The sequence below is a fragment of the Streptomyces sp. NBC_00250 genome, assembly GCF_036192275.1.
Classification (GTDB): Bacteria; Actinomycetota; Actinomycetes; order Streptomycetales; family Streptomycetaceae; genus Streptomyces.
This window is the reverse complement of sequence record NZ_CP108088.1, coordinates 2,484,805-2,504,601: the sequence shown is the minus strand read 5'-3', so window position 1 is coordinate 2,504,601 and position 19,797 is coordinate 2,484,805. Positions and strand designations below refer to the sequence as shown.

The following is a 19,797-nucleotide window of genomic DNA, read 5'->3' as shown; positions in this document are numbered from 1 at the left end:
CACACGCGATTCCCAGTCGTGGCCGTACGGGACGTCCGGCACGCCGCGAGACCCGTATCCGCCCGAACCTTCGAGAATGGTGTCGAGAAGATGTCTCACCAGCACTCCGTCCAGGCTCCCGCCGTCGACATCGACGCGTACAACAGCACCGCCGTGCGGCTCCCCGAGGGCGCCCTGCACGAGTTGTTCGCCGCCCAGGCCGCACGGACGCCGGACGCCGTGGCGCTGGTGTGCGGGGATCGCGAACTCAGCTACCGCGCGCTGGACTCGGCCGCCACGGCCCTGGCCCACCGGCTGCGGGACCGGGGCGTACGGCCCGGCGACGGCGTCGGCCTCTTCCAGGACCGCTCCCTCGCCTACGTCGTCGCTGTCCTCGCCGTCCTCAAGGCGGGCGGCGCGTACGTGCCGCTCGACCCGCGCCAGCCGGAGGAGCGCCGGGCGTTCATCCTCGCCGACACCGGAGCCGTACTCCTGCTCACCGACCGCGACGAGCGGGAGGTGGCCTTCGCCGGCGACCTGCCCGTGCTGCGGCTGACGGACGACGTGACGGTTCCGGAGCGGGACGAGGTGGCCGCGCTCGATGTGGCCGTCCATCCGGACCAGTTGGCGTACGTGATGTACACCTCGGGTTCGAGCGGTACGCCGAAGGGTGTGGCGAACACCCACCGGAACGTGGTCGAGCTGGCGCTCGATCCGTGGTGGGGGTCGGGGTCGGGGGAGCGGCACCGCCGGGTGCTCGCGTACTCGCCGCCGGCCTTCGACTCCTCCACCTACGAGCTGTTCGTGCCGCTGCTGAGCGGCGGGACCGCGGTCGTCCTGACCACCCCCAAGATCGACATCGCCGAGCTGGGCGAGGCCCTCGTCGAGCAGGAGATCACCGCGGTGTACTTCACGACGGCCCTCTTCGACGCGATGGCGTCGGAGGCGGTCGAGTCGCTCGCCGGACTCTCGGAGATCTGGACGGGCGGTGACGTCCTGTCACCGGTGGCGCTGCGGCGGGTCCTCGACGCCTGCCCGGGTACGTCGGTGGTGCATGCGTACGGGCCGACGGAGTCGACGGTGTTCTGCAGTTTCCAGGCGTTCGGGCCGGGTGAGCGGACGGTGGAGCGGCTGCATCTGGGTGTGCCGATGGCCAACACCCGGATGTACGTGCTCGACGGGGGTCTGAGGCCGGTGGTTCCCGGGGTGGTGGGGGAGTTGTACGTCGCCGGCAGTCATCTGGCCCGGGGGTATGTGGGCCGGTCCGCGCTCAGTGCCGAGCGGTTCGTCGCGGATCCCTTCGGTCCCGCAGGGGAGCGGATGTACCGGACCGGGGACCTGGCCCGGTGGAACGAGTTCGACGAGATCGTCTTCGAGGGGCGCGCCGACCAGCAGGTGAAGCTCCGCGGTTTCCGCATCGAACTCGGCGAGATCGAGACGGTACTGGTGGAGCACGCCTCCGTGGCGCAGGCCGCCGTGATCGTCCGCGAGGACCGGCCCGGCGACAAGCGACTCGTCGCCTACGTCGTCCCCGCCTCGGACCGACGCGTCGACACCCACGCCCTCCACGGCCACACCGTCGCCCGCCTCGCCGAATACCTGGTCCCCTCCGCCTTCGTCGAACTCGCCGAACTCCCGCTGACCGCCAACGGCAAGCTCGACCGGCGCGCCCTGCCCGCACCGGCCCTCGGCGGCTCCGGCGGAAGGGCACCCCGTACGCCCGCCGAAGAAGTGCTGTGCGGACTGTTCGCCGACGCCCTCGGGGTGCCCGCCGTCTCCATCGACGACGACTTCTTCCTCCTCGGCGGACACTCCCTGCTCGCCACCCGCCTCGTCGGCCGCATCCGCACCGCCCTGGCCACCGGCCTCTCCCTGCCCGACTTCTTCCAGAGCCCGACCGTCGCCGGGCTCGCCCGGCGGATCGCCTCCGGCACCGATCAGGCCCCGCGCCCCGTGCTCACCGTCACCGGCCGGCCCGACGACGACCTCCCGCTCTCGGCCGCCCAGCGCCGACTCTGGTTCCTCGACCAGATGGAGGGCCCGTCCGCCACCTACAACATCCCCCTCGCCGTACACCTCACCGGCACCGTCGACCAGGAGGCCCTGCGGCAGGCACTCGGGGACGTGATCGCCCGCCACGAGGTCCTCCGCACCAGCTACCCGGTGCACGAGGGCGAACCGCACCAGCACATCGCCGACCCCGACGAGGTGACCGTGCCGCTCACCGTCGCCGCCGTCACCGAGGACGAGCTGCCCGCCCGGCTCGCGGAGGAGACCGCCCACCTCTTCGACCTGGCCGCCGAACTCCCCCTGCACGTCGTGCTCCTGGAACTCACGCCGACCCGGAGCGTGCTCGTACTCGTCGTCCACCACATCGCCTCCGACGGCTGGTCGAACACGCCCCTCATGCGGGACCTCGGCGCCGCCTACACGGCCCGCACCCAGGGCGCGGCGCCCGACTGGGAGCCGCTGCCGGCCCAGTACGCCGACTACGCCCTGTGGCAGCGGGACCTGCTCGCCGACCAGGAGGAGAGCCAGCTCGCCCACTGGCGCGAGGCGCTCGCCCAGCTGCCCACCGAGGTCACGCTGCCCACCGTCCGGCCCCGCCCCGTCGTGGCCTCCTACCGCGGCGCCACCCACACCGTGCACTGCCCGGCCGAGACCCACCAGGCGCTCAGCACCCTGGCCAGGGAACACGGCGTGACCCTGTTCATGGTCGCGCAGGCGGCCACCACGGCCCTGCTGTCCCGCTCCGGGGCGGGCACCGACATCCCCCTCGGCTCACTCGTCGCCGGGCGCACCGACGAGGCGGTGGAGGACCTCGTCGGGTTCTTCGTCAACACCCTCGTGCTGCGCACCGACGCCTCGGGCGACCCGACGTTCCGGGAACTCCTCGACCGGGTCCGGGAGACCGACCTGGCCGCCTGGGCCCATCAGGACCTGCCCTTCGACCGGCTCGTCGAGACCCTCAACCCCGAGCGCTCCGCCGCCCGTCACCCCCTCTTCCAGGTCATGCTCACCCTGGCCGAGGCCGCCGAGGCCGCGCCGCGGCTGCCGGGCGTGCGCACCGAGACCCGGCAACTGAGCGCGGGCATCGCCAAGTTCGACCTCACCGTCAACTTCTACGAGCACCGCGACCGGGTCGGCCACCCCAACGGCCTGGACATCGTCCTGGAGTACGCCACCGACCTGTACGACCCCGACACCGTCGAGGCGGCCGGCGAACGGCTCGCGCGGGTCCTGGACGCCGTGATCGCCGACCCGGACGTCAAGATCGCCGACATCGAACTGCTCTCCACGGCGCAGCGCCACGCCCTGCTCGCCGACTACAACGACACCGCCGTACGGCTCCCCGAGGGTGCGCTGCACGAGCTGTTCACCGCCCAGGCCGCACGGACCCCGGACGCCGTGGCGCTGGTGTGCGGGCAGCGGGAGGTGACGTACCGCGAACTCGACCGCGCCTCGGACGCGTTCGCCGTCCGCCTGGCCGAGCGCGGTGTCCGGCCGGGTGCGGCCGTCGGTCTCTTCCTCGACCGGTCGCCGGAGTTCGTGGTCGCGGTCCTCGCCGTCCTCAAGGCGGGCGGCGCGTACGTGCCGCTCGACCCGCGCCAGCCGGAGGAGCGCCTCGCGTTCATCCTCGCCGACACGGGCGCGCCTCTTCTCGTCACCGATCGTCCGTCCCGGGACGTGGGGTTCGCGCGGGAGGTGGACACGCTGCCGGCCCCTGACGTGCGGGCGCTCCTCGACGAGGACGTCGCAGCGACGCCCGAACGGGTGACCCACCCCGATCAGTTGGCGTACGTGATGTACACCTCGGGTTCGAGCGGTGTGCCTAAGGGTGTGGCGAACACCCACCGGAACGTCGTGGAGTTGGCGCTGGATCCCTGGTGGGGGTCGGGGGAGCGGCACCGCCGGGTCCTTGCGTACTCGCCTCTCGCGTTCGACTCGTCGACGTACGAGCTGTGGGTGCCGCTGCTGAGCGGCGGCACGGCGGTGGTGCTGCGGGCGCCGAAGGTCGACATCGGCGAGCTGGCGCGGGCGATCGTCGAGCAGGAGATCACCGCGGTGTACTTCACGACGGCCCTCTTCGACGCGATGGCGTCGGAGGCCGTGGAGTCGCTGTCGGATCTGGAGGAGATCTGGACGGGCGGTGACGTGCTGTCGGCGCCGGCGCTGCGGCGGGTGCTTGAGTCCTGCCCGGGTACGTCGGTGGTGCATGCGTACGGGCCGACGGAGTCGACGGTGTTCTGCAGTTTCCAGGCGTTCGGGCCGGGTGAGCGGACGGTGGAGCGGCTGCATCTGGGTGTGCCGATGGCCAACACCCGGATGTACGTGCTCGACGGGGGTCTGAGGCCGGTGGTTCCCGGGGTGGTGGGGGAGTTGTACGTCGCCGGCAGTCATCTGGCCCGGGGGTACGTGGGCCGGTCCGCGCTCAGTGCCGAGCGGTTCGTCGCGGATCCCTTCGGTCCCGCCGGGGAGCGGATGTACCGGACCGGGGACCTGGCCCGGTGGAACGAGTTCGGCGAGATCGTCTTCGAGGGGCGTGCCGACCAGCAGGTGAAGCTCCGCGGTTTCCGCATCGAACTCGGCGAGATCGAGACCGCGCTTCTCGCCCATGACTCCGTGGCGCGGGCCGCCGTGATCGTCCGCGAGGACCGGCCCGGCGACAAGCGACTCGTCGCCTACGTCGTCCCCGCGCCCGGGACCCGCATCGACACCGACGGTCTCCGTCGGCACTGCGCGCAGCGGCTCGCCGAATACATGGTCCCCTCCGCGTTCGTCGAACTCGACGTCCTCCCGCTGACCGCCAACGGCAAGCTCGACCGCCGCGCCCTGCCCGCACCCCGGCTCGGCACCGGACCCGGCGGCCGGCAGGGTCGTACCCCCGTCGAGGAGGTGCTGTGCGGGCTGTTCGCCGACGCCCTCGGACTGCCCGCGGTCTCCATCGACGACGACTTCTTCCGCCTCGGCGGACACTCCCTGCTCGGTACGCGGCTGGTCAGCCGCATCCGGCACACACTCGGTGCACAGGTGTCCGTACGGGACCTCTTCCGCTGCCCCACCGTCGCCGGACTCGCGGAGTTCCTCGCCGACGTCGATGCCGGTGCCGACGGTCAGGGCCGACGCCCGGCCCTGGCGGCGGGCGTACGGCCCGAGCGGGTGCCGCTGTCCGCCGCCCAGCGGAGGCTCTGGTTCCTCGACCAGCTGGAGGGTGCCTCGGCGACGTACAACATCCCCCTCGCCGTACGCCTCACCGGCACCCTCGACGCCGACGCGCTGCGGCTGGCCCTGACCGACGTCGTCGGGCGGCACGAGGCGCTGCGCACCGTCTTCCCCGCCGAGCAGGGCACACCCCACCAGGTCGTCGTGCCGGCCGCCGAGGTACGGCTAGACCTGCCGGTCATCCCGGCGACGGGCGAGGCGCTGCCCGCGGTGCTGCGCGACCTGTCCGCCACGACCTTCGACCTGGCCCGCGAACTGCCCGTCCGCGCCGACCTGGTGCGGCTCGCGGACGACGAGCACGTCCTGCTCCTCGTGACCCACCACATCGCCTCCGACGGCTGGTCCAACACGCCGCTCATGCGGGACCTCGGCGCCGCCTACACGGCCCGCGTCGAGGGCGCGGCACCCGACTGGGCGCCGCTGCCCGTCCAGTACGCCGACTACGCCCTCTGGCAGCAGGCGCTGCTCGCCGCCGACGAGGAGCGGCAGCTCGACCACTGGCGCGAGGCGCTCGACCGGCTCCCGGAGGAGGCGACGCTGCCCGCCGACCGGGCGCGCCCGGCCACCGCCTCGTACCGCGGCGCCTCCCTCACCGTCCAGTGCCCCGCGGACCTGCACACCGCGCTCACCCGACTGGCCCGCGAGAACGGCACGACCCTCTTCATGGTGGCGCAGGCGGCCACCGCGGTCCTCCTGTCGCGCTCCGGCGCCGGAGCCGACATCCCGCTCGGCTCACCGGTCGCCGGACGGACCGACGAGGCCGTCGAAGACCTGGTCGGCTTCTTCGTGAACACGCTGGTGCTGCGCACCGACGTCAGCGGCAACCCGACCTTCCGGGAACTCCTGGAGCGGGTGCGGGCCACCGACCTGGCTGCCTGGGCGCACCAGGACGTTCCCTTCGACCGGCTCGTGGAGACCCTCAACCCCGAGCGCTCCGCCGCCCGTCACCCCCTCTTCCAGGTCATGCTGTCGGTCACCGACGCGGCCGGTCCCGTGCCGCGACTCCCGGGCCTGCGAGCCGAGTCGGAGTTCACCGCCCTCGACATCGCCAAGTTCGACCTCACGTTCACCTTCCACGAGCACCGGGCGGCCGACGGCGGCCCGGCCGGCCTCGGCGTCACCGTCGAGTACGCCACCGACCTCTACGAGGCGGCCAGTGTCTCGGCCGTCACCGCCCGTCTGGTCCGGCTCCTCGAAGCGGCGGCAGGCGCCCCCGACGTACCGATCGGAGACCTCGACGTCCTGGCCGCCGACGAGCGGACGCGGCTCCTCGACACCTGGCACGGCACCCCGCACTCCCGCCCGGCCGCCTCGCTGCCGCAGCTGTTCGCCGTGCAGGTCGCCCGCACCCCCGAGGCCGTCGCCGTCACTCTGGGCGGGGAGCGGCTGACGTACGCGGAACTCGACCGGCGCGCCAACCGGTTGGCCCACCGGCTGATCGCCGAGGGGGTGCGACCCGGCTCGCGGGTCGTCCTCTTCCTCGAACGTTCCCTGGAAGCCGTCGTGGCGATCCTCGCCGTGGTGAAGGCGGGCGCGGTGTACATACCGCTGGACACCCGCTATCCGGCGGACCGCATCGAGCTCATCGTGCGGATGTCCGGCGGGTCCCTGTTCGTCACCGACCGCGACTCATCGGACATCGAACTCCCGCCGGGCGCACGGGCGATGACGATCCACCAGTCCTCGGCGGACATGCCCGACACCGATCCCGAGGTCGACGTCCACCCCGAGCAGCTCGCCTACGCGATGTTCACCTCCGGATCGACCGGTGTGCCCAAGGGCGTCGCCGTCACCCATCGCAACATCGCCGAACTGGCCGCCGAGACCCGGTTCACCGGCGACGCCCACCGCCGCGTCCTGCTGCACTCGCCGCTCGCCTTCGACGCGACGACGTACGAGCTGTGGACACCCCTGCTGTCCGGCGGCACGGTCGTCGTCGCCCCGCCGGGCCTGCTCGACACGGCGGCGCTCGCCGCGGTCCTCGCGAAGGAATCGGTCACCGGAATGTTCCTGACGGTGGGCCTGTTCCAGCTGGTCGCGGAAGAGGATCCGGGGGCGTTCGCGGGGCTCGGGGAGGTGTGGACGGGCGGGGACGTGGTGCCGCCGAACGCGGTACGCCGAGTGATGGAGGCCTGCCCGGACCTGACCGTGTTCAACGTCTACGGTCCGACGGAGACGACGACGTTCGCGACGTCCCACCCCCTCCACCGGCCCTTCGACTACACGGGAGCGCTGCCCATCGGCCGCCCCCTCGACAACACCCGCCTGTACGTCCTCGACGAACACCTCGGCCTGCTGCCCGCCGGCGTCCAGGGCGAGCTGTACATCGCCGGTACCGGACTCGCCCAGGGCTACCTCGACCGGCCGGCGCTCACCGCCGAGCGGTTCGTCGCCGACCCGTACGGGCCGCCGGGTTCACGGATGTACCGGACCGGGGACCTCGTCCGCTGGTCGCCGGAGGGCGAGATCGAGTACCTGGGGCGGGCGGACCAGCAGGTGAAGCTGCGCGGGTTCCGCATCGAACCCGGGGAGATCGAGTCCGCCCTGGCCGCCCACGACTCCGTGGCGCAGGCCGCCGTGATCGTCCGCGAGGACCGGCCCGGCGACAAGCGCCTCGTCGCCTACCTCGTCGGACACGCCGGTACCGCCCCCGCACCGGACCCCGACCTGCTCCGCACCCACGCCGACGGGCTCCTGCCCGACTACATGGTCCCGTCCGCCTTCCTGGTCCTGGACGCCCTGCCGCTGACCTCCAACGGCAAACTCGACCGCCGCGCCCTGCCCGCACCGCCCGCCGCGACCGTCAGCACCGGCCGGCAGCCGCGCAACCCGCGCGAGGAAGTCCTGTGCGGGCTGTTCGCCGACGTTCTCGGCGTCCCCGCCGTCACCATCGACGACGACTTCTTCCGCCTCGGCGGGCACTCGCTGCTCGCCACCCGGTTGATCAGCCGGATCCGCACCGCCCTCGGGGCGGAACTCCCCGTCCCCGCCCTCTTCGAGAACCCGAACGTGGCCGCCCTGGCCGAGCGACTCGACCGCGCCGAGACCGCGCGACCCAAGCTGCGGCCGATGCGCCGGATGGGAGCCTCCCAGTGATTCCCCTGTCATACGCCCAGCAGCGCCTGTGGTTCCTCGCCCAGCTGGAGGGCCCGTCGGCGACCTACAACATCCCGCTGGCCCTCCGCCTCACCGGCACCCTCGACACCGAGGCACTGACCCTGGCCCTCGGTGACGTCGTCACCCGGCACGAGAGCCTGCGCACCGTCTACCCGGAGCGCGACGGCACCCCCTACCAGGAGATACGCGAGGCCGCGGACGTACGGCCCGACCTGCCCGTCCTCACGGCCACCGAGGAGACCCTCCCGGGGGTCCTCGCGGCCGAGTCGGCCCATGTCTTCGACCTGGCCGCCGACCTGCCGGTGGAGGCGCGCCTGATCCGCCTCGCGAAGGAGGACGGGCAGGCGGACGCCGCCGACGACGAGCACGTCCTGCTCGTCGTCATGCACCACATCGCCTCCGACGGCTGGTCCATCGCCCCGCTGCTGCGCGACCTCGCCCACGCCTACCGTGCCCGCACCGCCGGCCGCGCCCCCGAGCAGGACCCCCTGGAGATCCAGTACGCCGACTACACCCTCTGGCAGCACGAACTGCTGGGCGAGGCGGACGCCGAGGACAGCGTCATGGCCCGGCAGATCGGCTACTGGCGCGAGCGGCTGGCCGGACTTCCCGCCGAGGCCACCCTGCCGACCGACCGGCCGCGCCCCGCCGTCGCCTCCTACCGCGGCGACACCCGCACCCTCCACTGCCCGCCCGCGACCCACGCGGCGCTCGTCGAGCTGGCCCGGGGGAGCGGCGCCACCCTCTTCATGGCGGCGCAGGCGGCGCTCGCGACCGTGCTGGCCGCCTCCGGCGCCGGGAGCGACGTCCCCGTCGGCTCCCCGGTCGCGGGCCGCACCGACGAGGCACTCGACGACCTCGTGGGCTTCTTCGTGAACACCCTCGTACTGCGCACCGACGTGAGCGGCGACCCGACCTTCCGGGAGCTCCTGGAGCGCGTACGGGCCACCGACCTGGCCGCCTGGGCGCACCAGGACCTGCCCTTCGACCGGCTCGTCGAGGCCCTCAACCCCGAGCGCACCGGCGACCGGCACCCCCTCTTCCAGGTGATGCTGACCCTGGTGCAGGCGGGAGCGGAATCGGGTACCTCGTCCGCCGGCGCCGACTTCCCCGGCCTCGTGACGCGCGCCGAGTACTCGCCCACCAGCACCGCCAAGTTCGACCTCACCGTCGGATTCGACGAGCACCTCACCGACGAAGGCCGCCCCGGTGGTCTCGACATCACCGCCGAGTACGCCACCGACCTGTACGACCCCGAGACCGTCGAAGCCCTGCTCGCCCGGCTCGGCCGGCTGCTCACCGAGGCCGTCGCCCACCCCGACACACCGCTGTCCGGACTCGACCTGCTCGACGAGGCCGAGCGCACCCTGCTCCTGGACACCCGGACCGGCCGCGCCACCCCCGTACCGGACGCCTCGCTCGCCGCCCTCTTCGCCGAGCAGACCGCACGCACCCCGGACGCGGTGGCCCTCACCCAGGCCGGCCGCGGCTACACGTACGCCGAGGTCGACGCACTCTCCAACCGGTTCGCGCACCACCTCGCCTCGCTCGGGGTCGGGCCCGAGACCGTCGTCGCCGTCCTGATGGAACGCTCGGTCGACCTGGTCCTGTCCCTCCTCGCCATCACCAAGGCCGGTGGTGTGTACGCCCCGCTCAACTCCGTCGACCCGGCCTCCCGGCTCGCCCGCATCCTCGCCGACACGGCCGCGCCCCTGCTGCTCGTCGACCCGACGCTCGCCGACCACGAGATCCTCACCGAGACGACCGGCGTGCGGACGGTGCTGGTCGACGGCCTCGACCGGGACCCGGCGCTCGCCGCCCACCCGGAGACCGCCCCCGAGGTCACCACTCACCCCGACCAGTGGCTCTACGTGATGTTCACCTCGGGCTCGACGGGGGTGCCGAAGGGCGTCGCCATCACCCACCGCAACGTCGCCGAACTCGCCCTGGACCGGCGCTGGACCCGGCCCGCCCACGCGCGCGTGCTCTTCCACTCCCCGCACACCTTCGACGCCACGACCTACGAACTGTGGGTGCCGTGGCTGACGGGCGGCACCGTGGCGGTCGCCCCGCCCGGCGTCCTCGACACGGCGGCGATGGCGACCGTCCTCGCCGAGGAGTCGATCACCGGCCTGTGGCTGACCGCGGGTCTGTTCCGGCTGGTGGCGGAGGAGGACCCGGCCGCCTTCGCGGGCCTCGGAGAGGTGTGGACGGGCGGTGACGTGGTGCCGCCGGAGGCCGTACGCCGGGTGATGGAGGCCTGCCCGGACCTGACCGTGGTCAACGGCTACGGTCCGACGGAGACCACGACGTTCGCGACCTCGCACCCGGTCCGCCGGCCGTTCGCCCACGACGGCGCGCTGCCCATCGGCCGCCCCCTCGACAACACCCGGCTGTACGTCCTCGACGACCACCTCGGCCTGGTCGCGCCCGGAGTCCCCGGCGAGCTGTACATCGCGGGCGCCGGCCTCGCCCGCGGCTATCTGGGCCGCCCGGCGCAGACCGCCGAACGGTTCGTCGCCGACCCGTACGGCTCCGCCGCCGGATCCCGGATGTACCGGACCGGTGACCTCGTGCGCTGGTCGCGGGAGGGCGAGATCGAGTACCTGGGGCGGGCGGACCAGCAGGTGAAGCTGCGCGGGTTCCGCATCGAGCCGGGCGAGATCGAGTCGGCGCTCGTGGCCCACGCCACGGTGGCGCAGGCCGCGGTGATCGTCCGCGAGGACCGGCCGGGGGACAAGCGACTCGTCGCCTACGTCGTCGGCGACGGAGGCGAAGCGGTCGACACCGGCGCCCTGCGCGGTCACGCCGTCGACGCCCTGCCCGAGTACATGGTGCCGTCCGCGTTCGTCGTCCTCGACGCCCTGCCGCTGACCGGCAACGGCAAGCTCGACCGTCGCGCCCTGCCGCAGCCCGTGCTGAGCGGCGAGAGCGACGGCCGCGCCCCGCGCACTCCCGTCGAGGAGGTGCTGTGCGGCCTGTTCGCCGACGTCCTCGGCCGCGCCTCCGTCACCGTCGACGACCACTTCCTGCGGCTCGGCGGCCACTCCCTGCTCGCCACGCGGCTGGTCAGCCGCATCCGTGCCGCTCTCGGTACGCGGATCACCGTGCGCGACATCTTCCAGCACCCGACCGTGGCCCAGCTCGCCGAACTCGTCGCGGCGGGCAGCGGCGAGCCCGCCCGCCCCGCGCTGACCGTCCAGGAGCGGCCCGAGCGGGTGCCGCTGTCGTCCGCGCAGCAGCGCCTGTGGTTCCTCGACCAGATGGAAGGCCCCTCGGCGACCTACAACATCCCGCTGGCCGTACGGCTCACCGGCACCCTCGACACGGAGGCGCTGCGCCTCGCCCTCGCCGACGTCGTCGTACGCCACGAATCCCTGCGGACGGTCTTCCGGACCGCCGACGGCGAGGCCCACCAGCACATCCTCGCCGCCGACGGGATCGAGGTACCTCTGACGACGGCGCAGGCCACCGAGGAAGACCTCCCCGGACTGCTCGCCGAGGAGAGCGCCCAGGTCTTCGACCTCACCACCGAACTGCCGATCCGCGCGGCCCTGTTCGAGCTGGCGACCGAGGAACACGTCCTCATGGTCGTCACCCACCACATCGCCTCCGACGGCTGGTCGAACGCCCCCTTCTTCGCCGACCTCGGCCGCGCCTACGAGGCCCGCGGTGCGGGCGCCGCGCCGGACTGGGCGCCGCTCCCGGTCCAGTACGCCGACTACACGCTGTGGCAGCGAGACCTCCTCGGCGCGGAACAGCTTCCCCAACTCGACCACTGGCGTCATGCGTTGGCGGACCTCCCCGAGGAGGCCACACTGCCGGCGGACCGGCCCCGGCCCGCCGTCGCCTCCTACCAGGGCGCCACCCTCACCGTGTCCTGCCCCGCCCCGGTCCACCGGGCACTCACCGGGCTCGCACGCGAAACCTGCACCACCGCCTTCATGGTGGCCCAGGCCGCCGTGGCCACCGTGCTCTCACGGTGTGGTGCCGGTACAGATGTCCCGATCGGTTCGCCGGTCGCGGGGCGGACGGATCAGGCTCTCGATGATCTCGTGGGCTTTTTCGTCAATACGTTGGTTCTGCGTACGGATGTGGGTGGTGATCCCACCTTCCGTGAGGTGTTGGGCCGGGTGCGGGAATCGGATCTCGCCGCATGGGCTCATCAGGACCTTCCGTTCGACCGGCTCGTCGAGGTGCTCAATCCGGAGCGGTCGGCGTCTCGGCATCCGTTGTTCCAGGTGATGCTCACCGTGGGTGACACGGCGGTGGGCGCACCTGGGCTCGGGGATCTGCGGGCGGAGTTCGTGGCTCCGGAGTTGCGGATCGCGAAGTTCGACCTGACGTTCGCCTTCGGTGAGCGGCGTGCGGCCGACGGGAGTCCGGACGGGCTCGACATCACCGTCGAGTACGCCACCGACCTCTACGAGCACTCCACGGCCGAGGCCGTCGCGCACCGCCTCACCCGCCTCCTGACGGACGCGGTGTCCGACCCCGACCGGCCGATCTCCCGGCTGGCGCTGCTCAGCGAGGAGGAGGACCGGCACCTGACCGAGTGGTCGGGGCCGGCCACCGACGCGCCCCGTCTGGGCCTCGACGGTCTGTTCGCGGGGCAGGCGGCGCGGTCGCCCGAGGCGACGGCCCTCGTCTTCGAGGATCAGGTGGTGTCGTACGGGGAGTTGGATGTCTGGTCGAACCGGCTGGCGCGTCATCTGACGGGTAGGGGTGTGCGGCCGGGGGATCTGGTGGGTGTGCATGTGGAGCGTTCGCCGCAGATGGTGGCGGCGTTGCTTGCCGTACTGAAGGCGGGTGCGGGGTACACGATGCTGGACCCGCTGTTCCCGGTGGAGCGGCTGAACGGTGTGCTTGGGCAGGTGGCCCCGGCCGCGTTGATCACGCAGACGCATCTGCCGGCGCTGTCCACGGGTGCGGTGGTCGTCGATCTGACGGCGGAGATCGTCGAGGTGAGCGGGCTGTCGGGCGCGGCGGTGGAGACGGGCGGGTCGCCGGAATCGGTGGCGTGCGTGATGTTCACGTCGGGTTCGACGGGTCTGCCGAAGGGGGTCATGGCCTCGCACCGGGCGTTGGCGGCGACGTTCGTCGGTCCGGACTATCTGGCCTTCGGTCCGGAGCAGACCTTCCTGCAGTGCTCGCCGGTGTCGTGGGACGCGTTCGCCCTTGAGGTGTTCGGTCCGCTGCTGCACGGCGGTGTGTGTGTCCTCCAGCCCGGTCAGCACACGGACCCGCTGCTGATCGCCGAGCTGGTGGAACAGCACCAGGTCACCACGCTCCAGATGTCCGCGAGCCTCTTCAACCACATGCTCGACGAGCACCCGGCGGTCTTCAGGGGAATCCGCGAGGCCATGACGGCGGGCGAGGCCGCCTCACCGGCACACGTCACCCGAGCCCTCACCGACCATCCGCAGCTGCATCTCCTGAACGGTTACGGGCCGGCGGAGAGCATGGGGTTCACGACGGCGTTCGTGATCGACCCGGGGGTGGCCGCCGGTGCGGCGAGCATTCCGGTGGGTGGTCCGCTGGCGGGCAAGCACGCGTACGTTCTGGACGCGAATCTGGAGCCGGTGGCTCCGGGTGTGCCGGGGGAGTTGTACGTCGCGGGGCACGGTCTCGCCCACGGGTACATCGGTCAGCCGGCGCTGACGGCGGACCGTTTCGTCGCGAATCCGTACGGTCCTTCCGGCGCGCGGATGTACCGGACCGGTGACCTGGCCCGCTGGAACAAGCAGGGTGCCCTGGAGTATCTGGGCCGTGGCGATGAGCAGATCAAGCTGCGCGGTTTCCGCATCGAACCCGGGGAGATCGAAGCGGCGTTGATGGCGCACGGCTCGGTGGTCCAGACTGCCGCGGTCGTACGGGAGGACCGGCCGGGCGACAAGCGTCTGGTCGCGTACGTGGTCGGGGAAGCGGCACCGGAGGAGCTGCGTCGGCACGTCGCCGCCCGGCTGCCCGAACACCTCGTGCCCTCGGCCTTCGTCGTCCTCGACGCCCTGCCCCGTACGGTCAACGGCAAGCTCGACCGCCGTGCCCTGCCCGCCCCCGACGACGCCTCCGCCTCCGAGGGCGGACGGGCTCCGCGCAATCCGGCCGAGGAGATCCTCTGCGGTCTGTTCGCAGACAACCTCGGCCTCGACTCCGTCGGCATCGACGACAACTTCTTCCACCGCGGCGGACACTCCCTCCGCGCCACCAAACTCACCTCCAGGATCCGCGAAGCCTTCGGCGTGAGGCTCGGAGTGCGGGAGATCTTCCAGCACCCCACCGTGGCGCGGCTCGCCGAGCTGATCGCGGTGAGCGACGGCGGCGAGGAAGAGCGCCCCGCGCTGGTGGCAGGGGAGCGGCCCGAGCGGCTCCCGCTCTCCTCCGCCCAGCAACGCCTGTGGTTCCTCGACCAGATGGAGGGTCCCTCTCCCACGTACAACATTCCCCTGGCCGTACGGCTCACCGGCCGCATCGACGTGGAGGCCCTGCGTCTCGCGCTCGTCGACGTCGTCGTGCGCCACGAATCCCTTCGGACCTCCTTCCCCTCGGAGGGTGGCTCGCCGCACCAGGCGATCCGCTCCCTCGCGGCGACCGACCTCGCGCTCCCGGTGACCCCGGTGACGGAGGAGTCGCTGCCCCAGGTGCTGGCCGGACTGTCCGGCACCACGTTCGACCTCTCCACGGACCTGCCCATCCGCGCGGACCTGCTGGAGCTGTCCCCCGGGAAGCACGTGCTTCTGGTGGTGATGCACCACATCGCCTCCGACGGCTGGTCGAACGGCCCGCTCCTGCGGGACCTCGCCACGGCGTACACGGCCCGCGGCGCGGGCGCCGCCCCCGACTGGGCGCCGCTCCCGGTCCAGTACGCCGACTACACCCTGTGGCAGCGGAGTCTCCTCGCCATCGATGAGGAGCGCCAAGTCGCCTTCTGGCGACAGCAGTTGGCCGATCTGCCCGAGGAGGCGACCCTCCCTGCGGACCGGCCCCGGCCGGCCGTCGCCTCCTATCGCGGGGCCACCCACGAGGTGACCGCCCCCGCACACACGCACGCTGCCCTGACCGGGCTGGCGCGGGAGACCGGAACCACCCTGTTCATGGTGGCCCAGGCCGCCGTGGCCACCGTGCTCTCACGGTGTGGTGCCGGTACAGATGTCCCGATCGGTTCGCCGGTCGCGGGGCGGACGGATCAGGCTCTCGATGATCTCGTGGGCTTTTTCGTCAATACGTTGGTTCTGCGTACGGATGTGGGTGGTGATCCCACCTTCCGTGAGGTGTTGGGCCGGGTGCGGGAATCGGATCTCGCCGCATGGGCTCATCAGGACCTTCCGTTCGACCGGCTCGTCGAGGTGCTCAATCCGGAGCGGTCGGCGTCTCGGCATCCGTTGTTCCAGGTGATGCTCACCGTGGGTGACACGGCGGTGGGCGCACCTGGGCTCGGGGATCTGCGGGCGGAGTTCGTGGCTCCGGAGTTGCGGATCGCGAAGTTCGACCTGACGTTCGCCTTCGGTGAGCGGCGTGCGGCCGACGGGAGTCCGGACGGGCTCGACATCACCGTCGAGTACGCCACCGACCTCTACGGCCCCGAAACGATCGAGCGTCTGCTGGACCGCATGCTGCTCCTCCTGGAGTCCGCCGCGACCGAACCCGACGCCCGGGTCGGCACGATGGCGCTCCTCCAGGAGGACGAGCGGGATCAGCTCACGGCGTGGGCCGGCGCACGGACCGACAGCCCGGAACTCGGTCTCGACGGTCTGTTCGCGGGGCAGGCGGCGCGGTCGCCCGAGGCGACGGCCCTCGTCTTCGAGGATCAGGTCGTCTCCTACGGGGAGTTGGATGTCTGGTCGAACCGGCTGGCACGTCATCTGACGGGTCGGGGTGTGCGGCCCGGGGATCTGGTGGGTGTGCATGTGGAGCGTTCGCCGCAGATGGTGGCGGCGTTGCTTGCCGTACTGAAGGCGGGTGCGGGGTACACGATGCTGGACCCGCTGTTCCCGGTGGAGCGGCTGAACGGTGTGCTTGGGCAGGTGTCCCCGACTGCTCTGATCACGCAGACGCTTCTGCCGGCGCTGTCCACGGGTGCGGTGGTCGTCGATCTGACGGCGGAGATCGTCGAGGTGAGCGGGCTCTCAGGGGCTGCCGTGGAGACCGGCGGATCACCCGAATCCGTCGCGTGCGTGATGTTCACGTCGGGTTCGACGGGTCTGCCGAAGGGGGTCATGGCCTCGCACCGGGCGTTGGCGGCGACGTTCGTCGGTCCGGACTATCTGGCCTTCGGTCCGGAGCAGACCTTCCTGCAGTGCTCGCCGGTGTCGTGGGACGCGTTCGCCCTTGAGGTGTTCGGTCCGCTGCTGCACGGCGGTGTGTGTGTCCTCCAGCCCGGTCAGCACACGGACCCGCTGCTGATCGCCGAGCTGGTGGAACAGCACCAGGTCACCACGCTCCAGATGTCCGCGAGCCTCTTCAACCACATGCTCGACGAGCACCCGGAGACCTTCGCCCACGTCAAGGAGGCCATGACCGCCGGTGAAGCGGCGTCCCCGACGCACACGGCCAGGGCCCTGGCCGACCATCCTCGGCTGCATCTCCTGAACGGTTACGGGCCGGCGGAGAGCATGGGGTTCACGACGGCGTTCGTGATCGAGCCGGGTCTCGCGGGCGCGGCAAGCATCCCGGTCGGCAGTCCCCTCGCCGGTAAGCACGCCTACGTCCTGGACGAGAACCTGGAGCTGGTGGCCCCGGGTGTTCCCGGTGAGTTGTACGTGGCGGGGCACGGTCTCGCGCACGGGTACATCGGTCAGCCGGCGCTGACGGCGGACCGTTTCGTCGGGAACCCCTACGGGCCCGCCGGTGCGCGGATGTATCGCACGGGTGACCTGGCCCGCTGGAACAAGGAGGGCGCCCTGGAGTATCTGGGCCGTGGCGACGAGCAGATCAAGTTGCGCGGCTTCCGGATCGAGCCGGGCGAGATCGAGTCCGCGCTGATGGCACACGCCTCGGTGGTGCAGGCCGCCGCCGTCGTGCGGGAGGACCGGCCGGGCGACAAGCGTCTGGTCGCGTACGTGGTCGGTGAGGCGGCACCGGAGGAGCTGCGTCGGCACGTCGCCGCCCGGCTGCCCGAACACCTCGTGCCCTCGGCCTTCGTCGTCCTCGACGCCCTGCCCCGTACGGTCAACGGCAAGCTCGACCGCCGTGCCCTGCCCGCCCCCGACGACACCACCGGCTCGGAGGGCGGACGAGCCCCCCGTAACCCCGCCGAAGAGATCCTCTGCGGGCTGTTCGCCGACAACCTCGGCCTCGACTCCGTCGGCATCGACGACAACTTCTTCCACCGCGGCGGACACTCCCTCCGCGCCACCCGGCTCATCAGCCGCATCCGTGCCGTCTGGGACACCCGCATCACCATCAGCGATCTGTTCCGGAGTCCCACCCCGGCCCTGCTCGCCGAGCAGATCGCGGCGGGCAGCGGCGAAGACCCCCTCGATACCGTGCTGCCCATCCGGGCCGTCACGGAGACGAACTCCGGTGAGCCGCCGCTGTTCTGCGTCCACGCCGTGTCCGGGATGAGCTGGGGGTACGCCGGTCTGCTGCCCCACCTCGACCAGGACCGACCGGTCATCGCGCTGCAGGCGCGCAGGCTCGGCGGCCCGCACGACGCGCCGACCGCCATCGAGGAGATGGCCGACGACTACCTCGCCGAGATCCGCAGGATCCAGCCGCAGGGCCCGTACCACCTGCTCGGCTGGTCCTTCGGCGGTCTGGTCGCGCACGCCGTCGCGGCCCGTCTCGAAGCGGCGGGGGAGGAGGTCGCCCTGCTTGCGCTCCTCGACTCCTATCCGCTGCCCGACGGATTCCGTGCGCCGGAGATCGACGGCCGGCACGTGCTGACCGCCCTGCTCGGCTCAGCCGGTGAGACGATCGCGGTGCGCTGTGCGGACACGGCGCCGGACATCGGTGAACTCGCCGAGGCGCTGCGCCGGTCGGACCCGGTGCTCGGCGCCCTCGAACACGCGCAGGCGGCGGCCGTCGTGGCGGCCACCCTCGACAACCTGCGGATGCGCTACCGGTACGTGCCGGACGTCCGCTTCGGCGGGGACGCGGTGTTCTTCGACGCCACCGGCACTCCGGCTCCCTCCTCGGGCGCCGAGGCCTGGGCGCCGTATGTGAGCGGCCGTGTCGAGGAGTTCGCCGTCGACTGCGAGCACGCCCGGATGACCGAGGCGGAGCCGCTGCGGGCGATCGGCCGGGTCCTGGCCCGCAGGCTGCGACCTGCCCGTATCTGAACACCTGGACGGTCAGGGGCCCGTACGGCAGCACCACCGCCGTACGGGCCCCGGCGCGTCCGGCTTCGTACGGGCCACAGCCTGCCCGACGCCGGCCCTCCGCGCCCCTGCGCGACGCCCCCGGCGCGTCCCCCGTCGGTCGGCCGCGCACCGAACTGCCCGCATACTGCCGCCCGAGCAGCCGGATCCGGGCCTGCGCGCTGCCTAGCGTGTGGGATGTCCGCACGATCGGCCAGGCCTTGTGAGTGGTGCGGTCCGGCCCCCAGAGGAAGTCAAGGACATGGTGGATCATTCCGGTTGGCGGGTCGGCGTCGCCTCGGCCCCGATACATCACGGCGAAATTCTCCAGGGCGTCTTTCCGCACCAGGGCCAGCTCACCCGGGGGCTGGTCACCTTGCCCTGCACCGTCCACACCACCCGGGCCTCCTTCATCCCCGCGCGGGGCGAGGAGCTGACCGTTCACCCGGCCTGGAAGTCCAAGGCGGCGCGGGCCGCGCAGCTCACCGCCGAGGCCTGCGTCCCGCCCGGGGAGGGGCCGGTGGGCGGGCATCTCGAACTCACCGGCGACGTTCCGCTCTGCCGTGGCTTCGGCTCGTCCACCAGCGACGTCCTCGCCGCGGTCTGGGCCGTGCAGGACGCCCTGGTGTCCCCGCTGCCCCCCGAGGAGATCGCCCGGATCGCGGTGCGGGCCGAGACGGCGTCCGACTCCCTGATGTTCAACGAGAGTTCGGTGCTGTTCGCGCAGCGGGAGGGCAAGGTCATCGAGGACTTCGGGTACCGCATGCCGGTGCTGCGGGTCCTCGGCTTCGGCTCGCGGCCCGAGAACGAGGGCAAGGGCATCGACACGCTGGCCTTCCCGCCCGCCGAGTACGGCAGCGCGGAACTCGAACTCTTCGCCGAACTCCAGGTGATGCTGCGCGAGGCCATCCACACCAAGGACGTCGCCCTCGTCGGGGCGGTCGCCACCGCCAGTACCGACATCAACCAGCGGCACCTGCCCATCCCCCGCCTCGACGGCCTGCGCGCCATCGTCCGGGAGACCGGTGCCCTCGGCATCCAGGCCGCGCACAGCGGGGACATCGCCGGGCTCCTCTTCGACCGCGACGACCCCGAGGTCGAGGCCCGCACCGAGCACGCCCAGCGACTGCTGCACAACATCGGCATCCACGAGCAGTGGATCTTCACGACGGGTGACTGA

General features: G+C 72.1%; 3 protein-coding genes. All 3 read left to right on the top strand.

The genetic code is table 11. The annotated features are described in order from the left end of the window. Nucleotides 1–90 precede the first annotated feature (90 nt). Nucleotides 91–8,298 carry a non-ribosomal peptide synthetase gene (locus tag OG259_RS11165; RefSeq protein ID WP_328942142.1) on the top strand — a complete coding sequence of 2,736 codons (8,208 nt, stop codon included), beginning with the start codon at nucleotides 91–93 and terminating at the stop codon, nucleotides 8,296–8,298. Next, complete coding sequence (locus OG259_RS11160) at nucleotides 8,295–18,599, top strand: non-ribosomal peptide synthetase (protein WP_328942141.1); 10,305 nt, start codon at nucleotides 8,295–8,297, stop codon at nucleotides 18,597–18,599. Before OG259_RS11165 ends, OG259_RS11160 begins: the two co-directional genes overlap by 4 nt. 280 nt (nucleotides 18,600–18,879) lie before the next feature. Continuing rightward, complete coding sequence (locus OG259_RS11155; protein WP_328942140.1) at nucleotides 18,880–19,797, top strand: GHMP family kinase ATP-binding protein; 918 nt, start codon at nucleotides 18,880–18,882, stop codon at nucleotides 19,795–19,797.

Bases quoted from the DNA above. Each gene is read 5' to 3' on its own strand.
- OG259_RS11165 (WP_328942142.1), top strand. From the start codon at position 91: ATGTCTCACCAGCACTCCGTCCAGGCTCCCGCCGTCGACATCGACGCG.
- OG259_RS11155 (WP_328942140.1), top strand. From the start codon at position 18,880: ATGGTGGATCATTCCGGTTGGCGGGTCGGCGTCGCCTCGGCCCCGATA.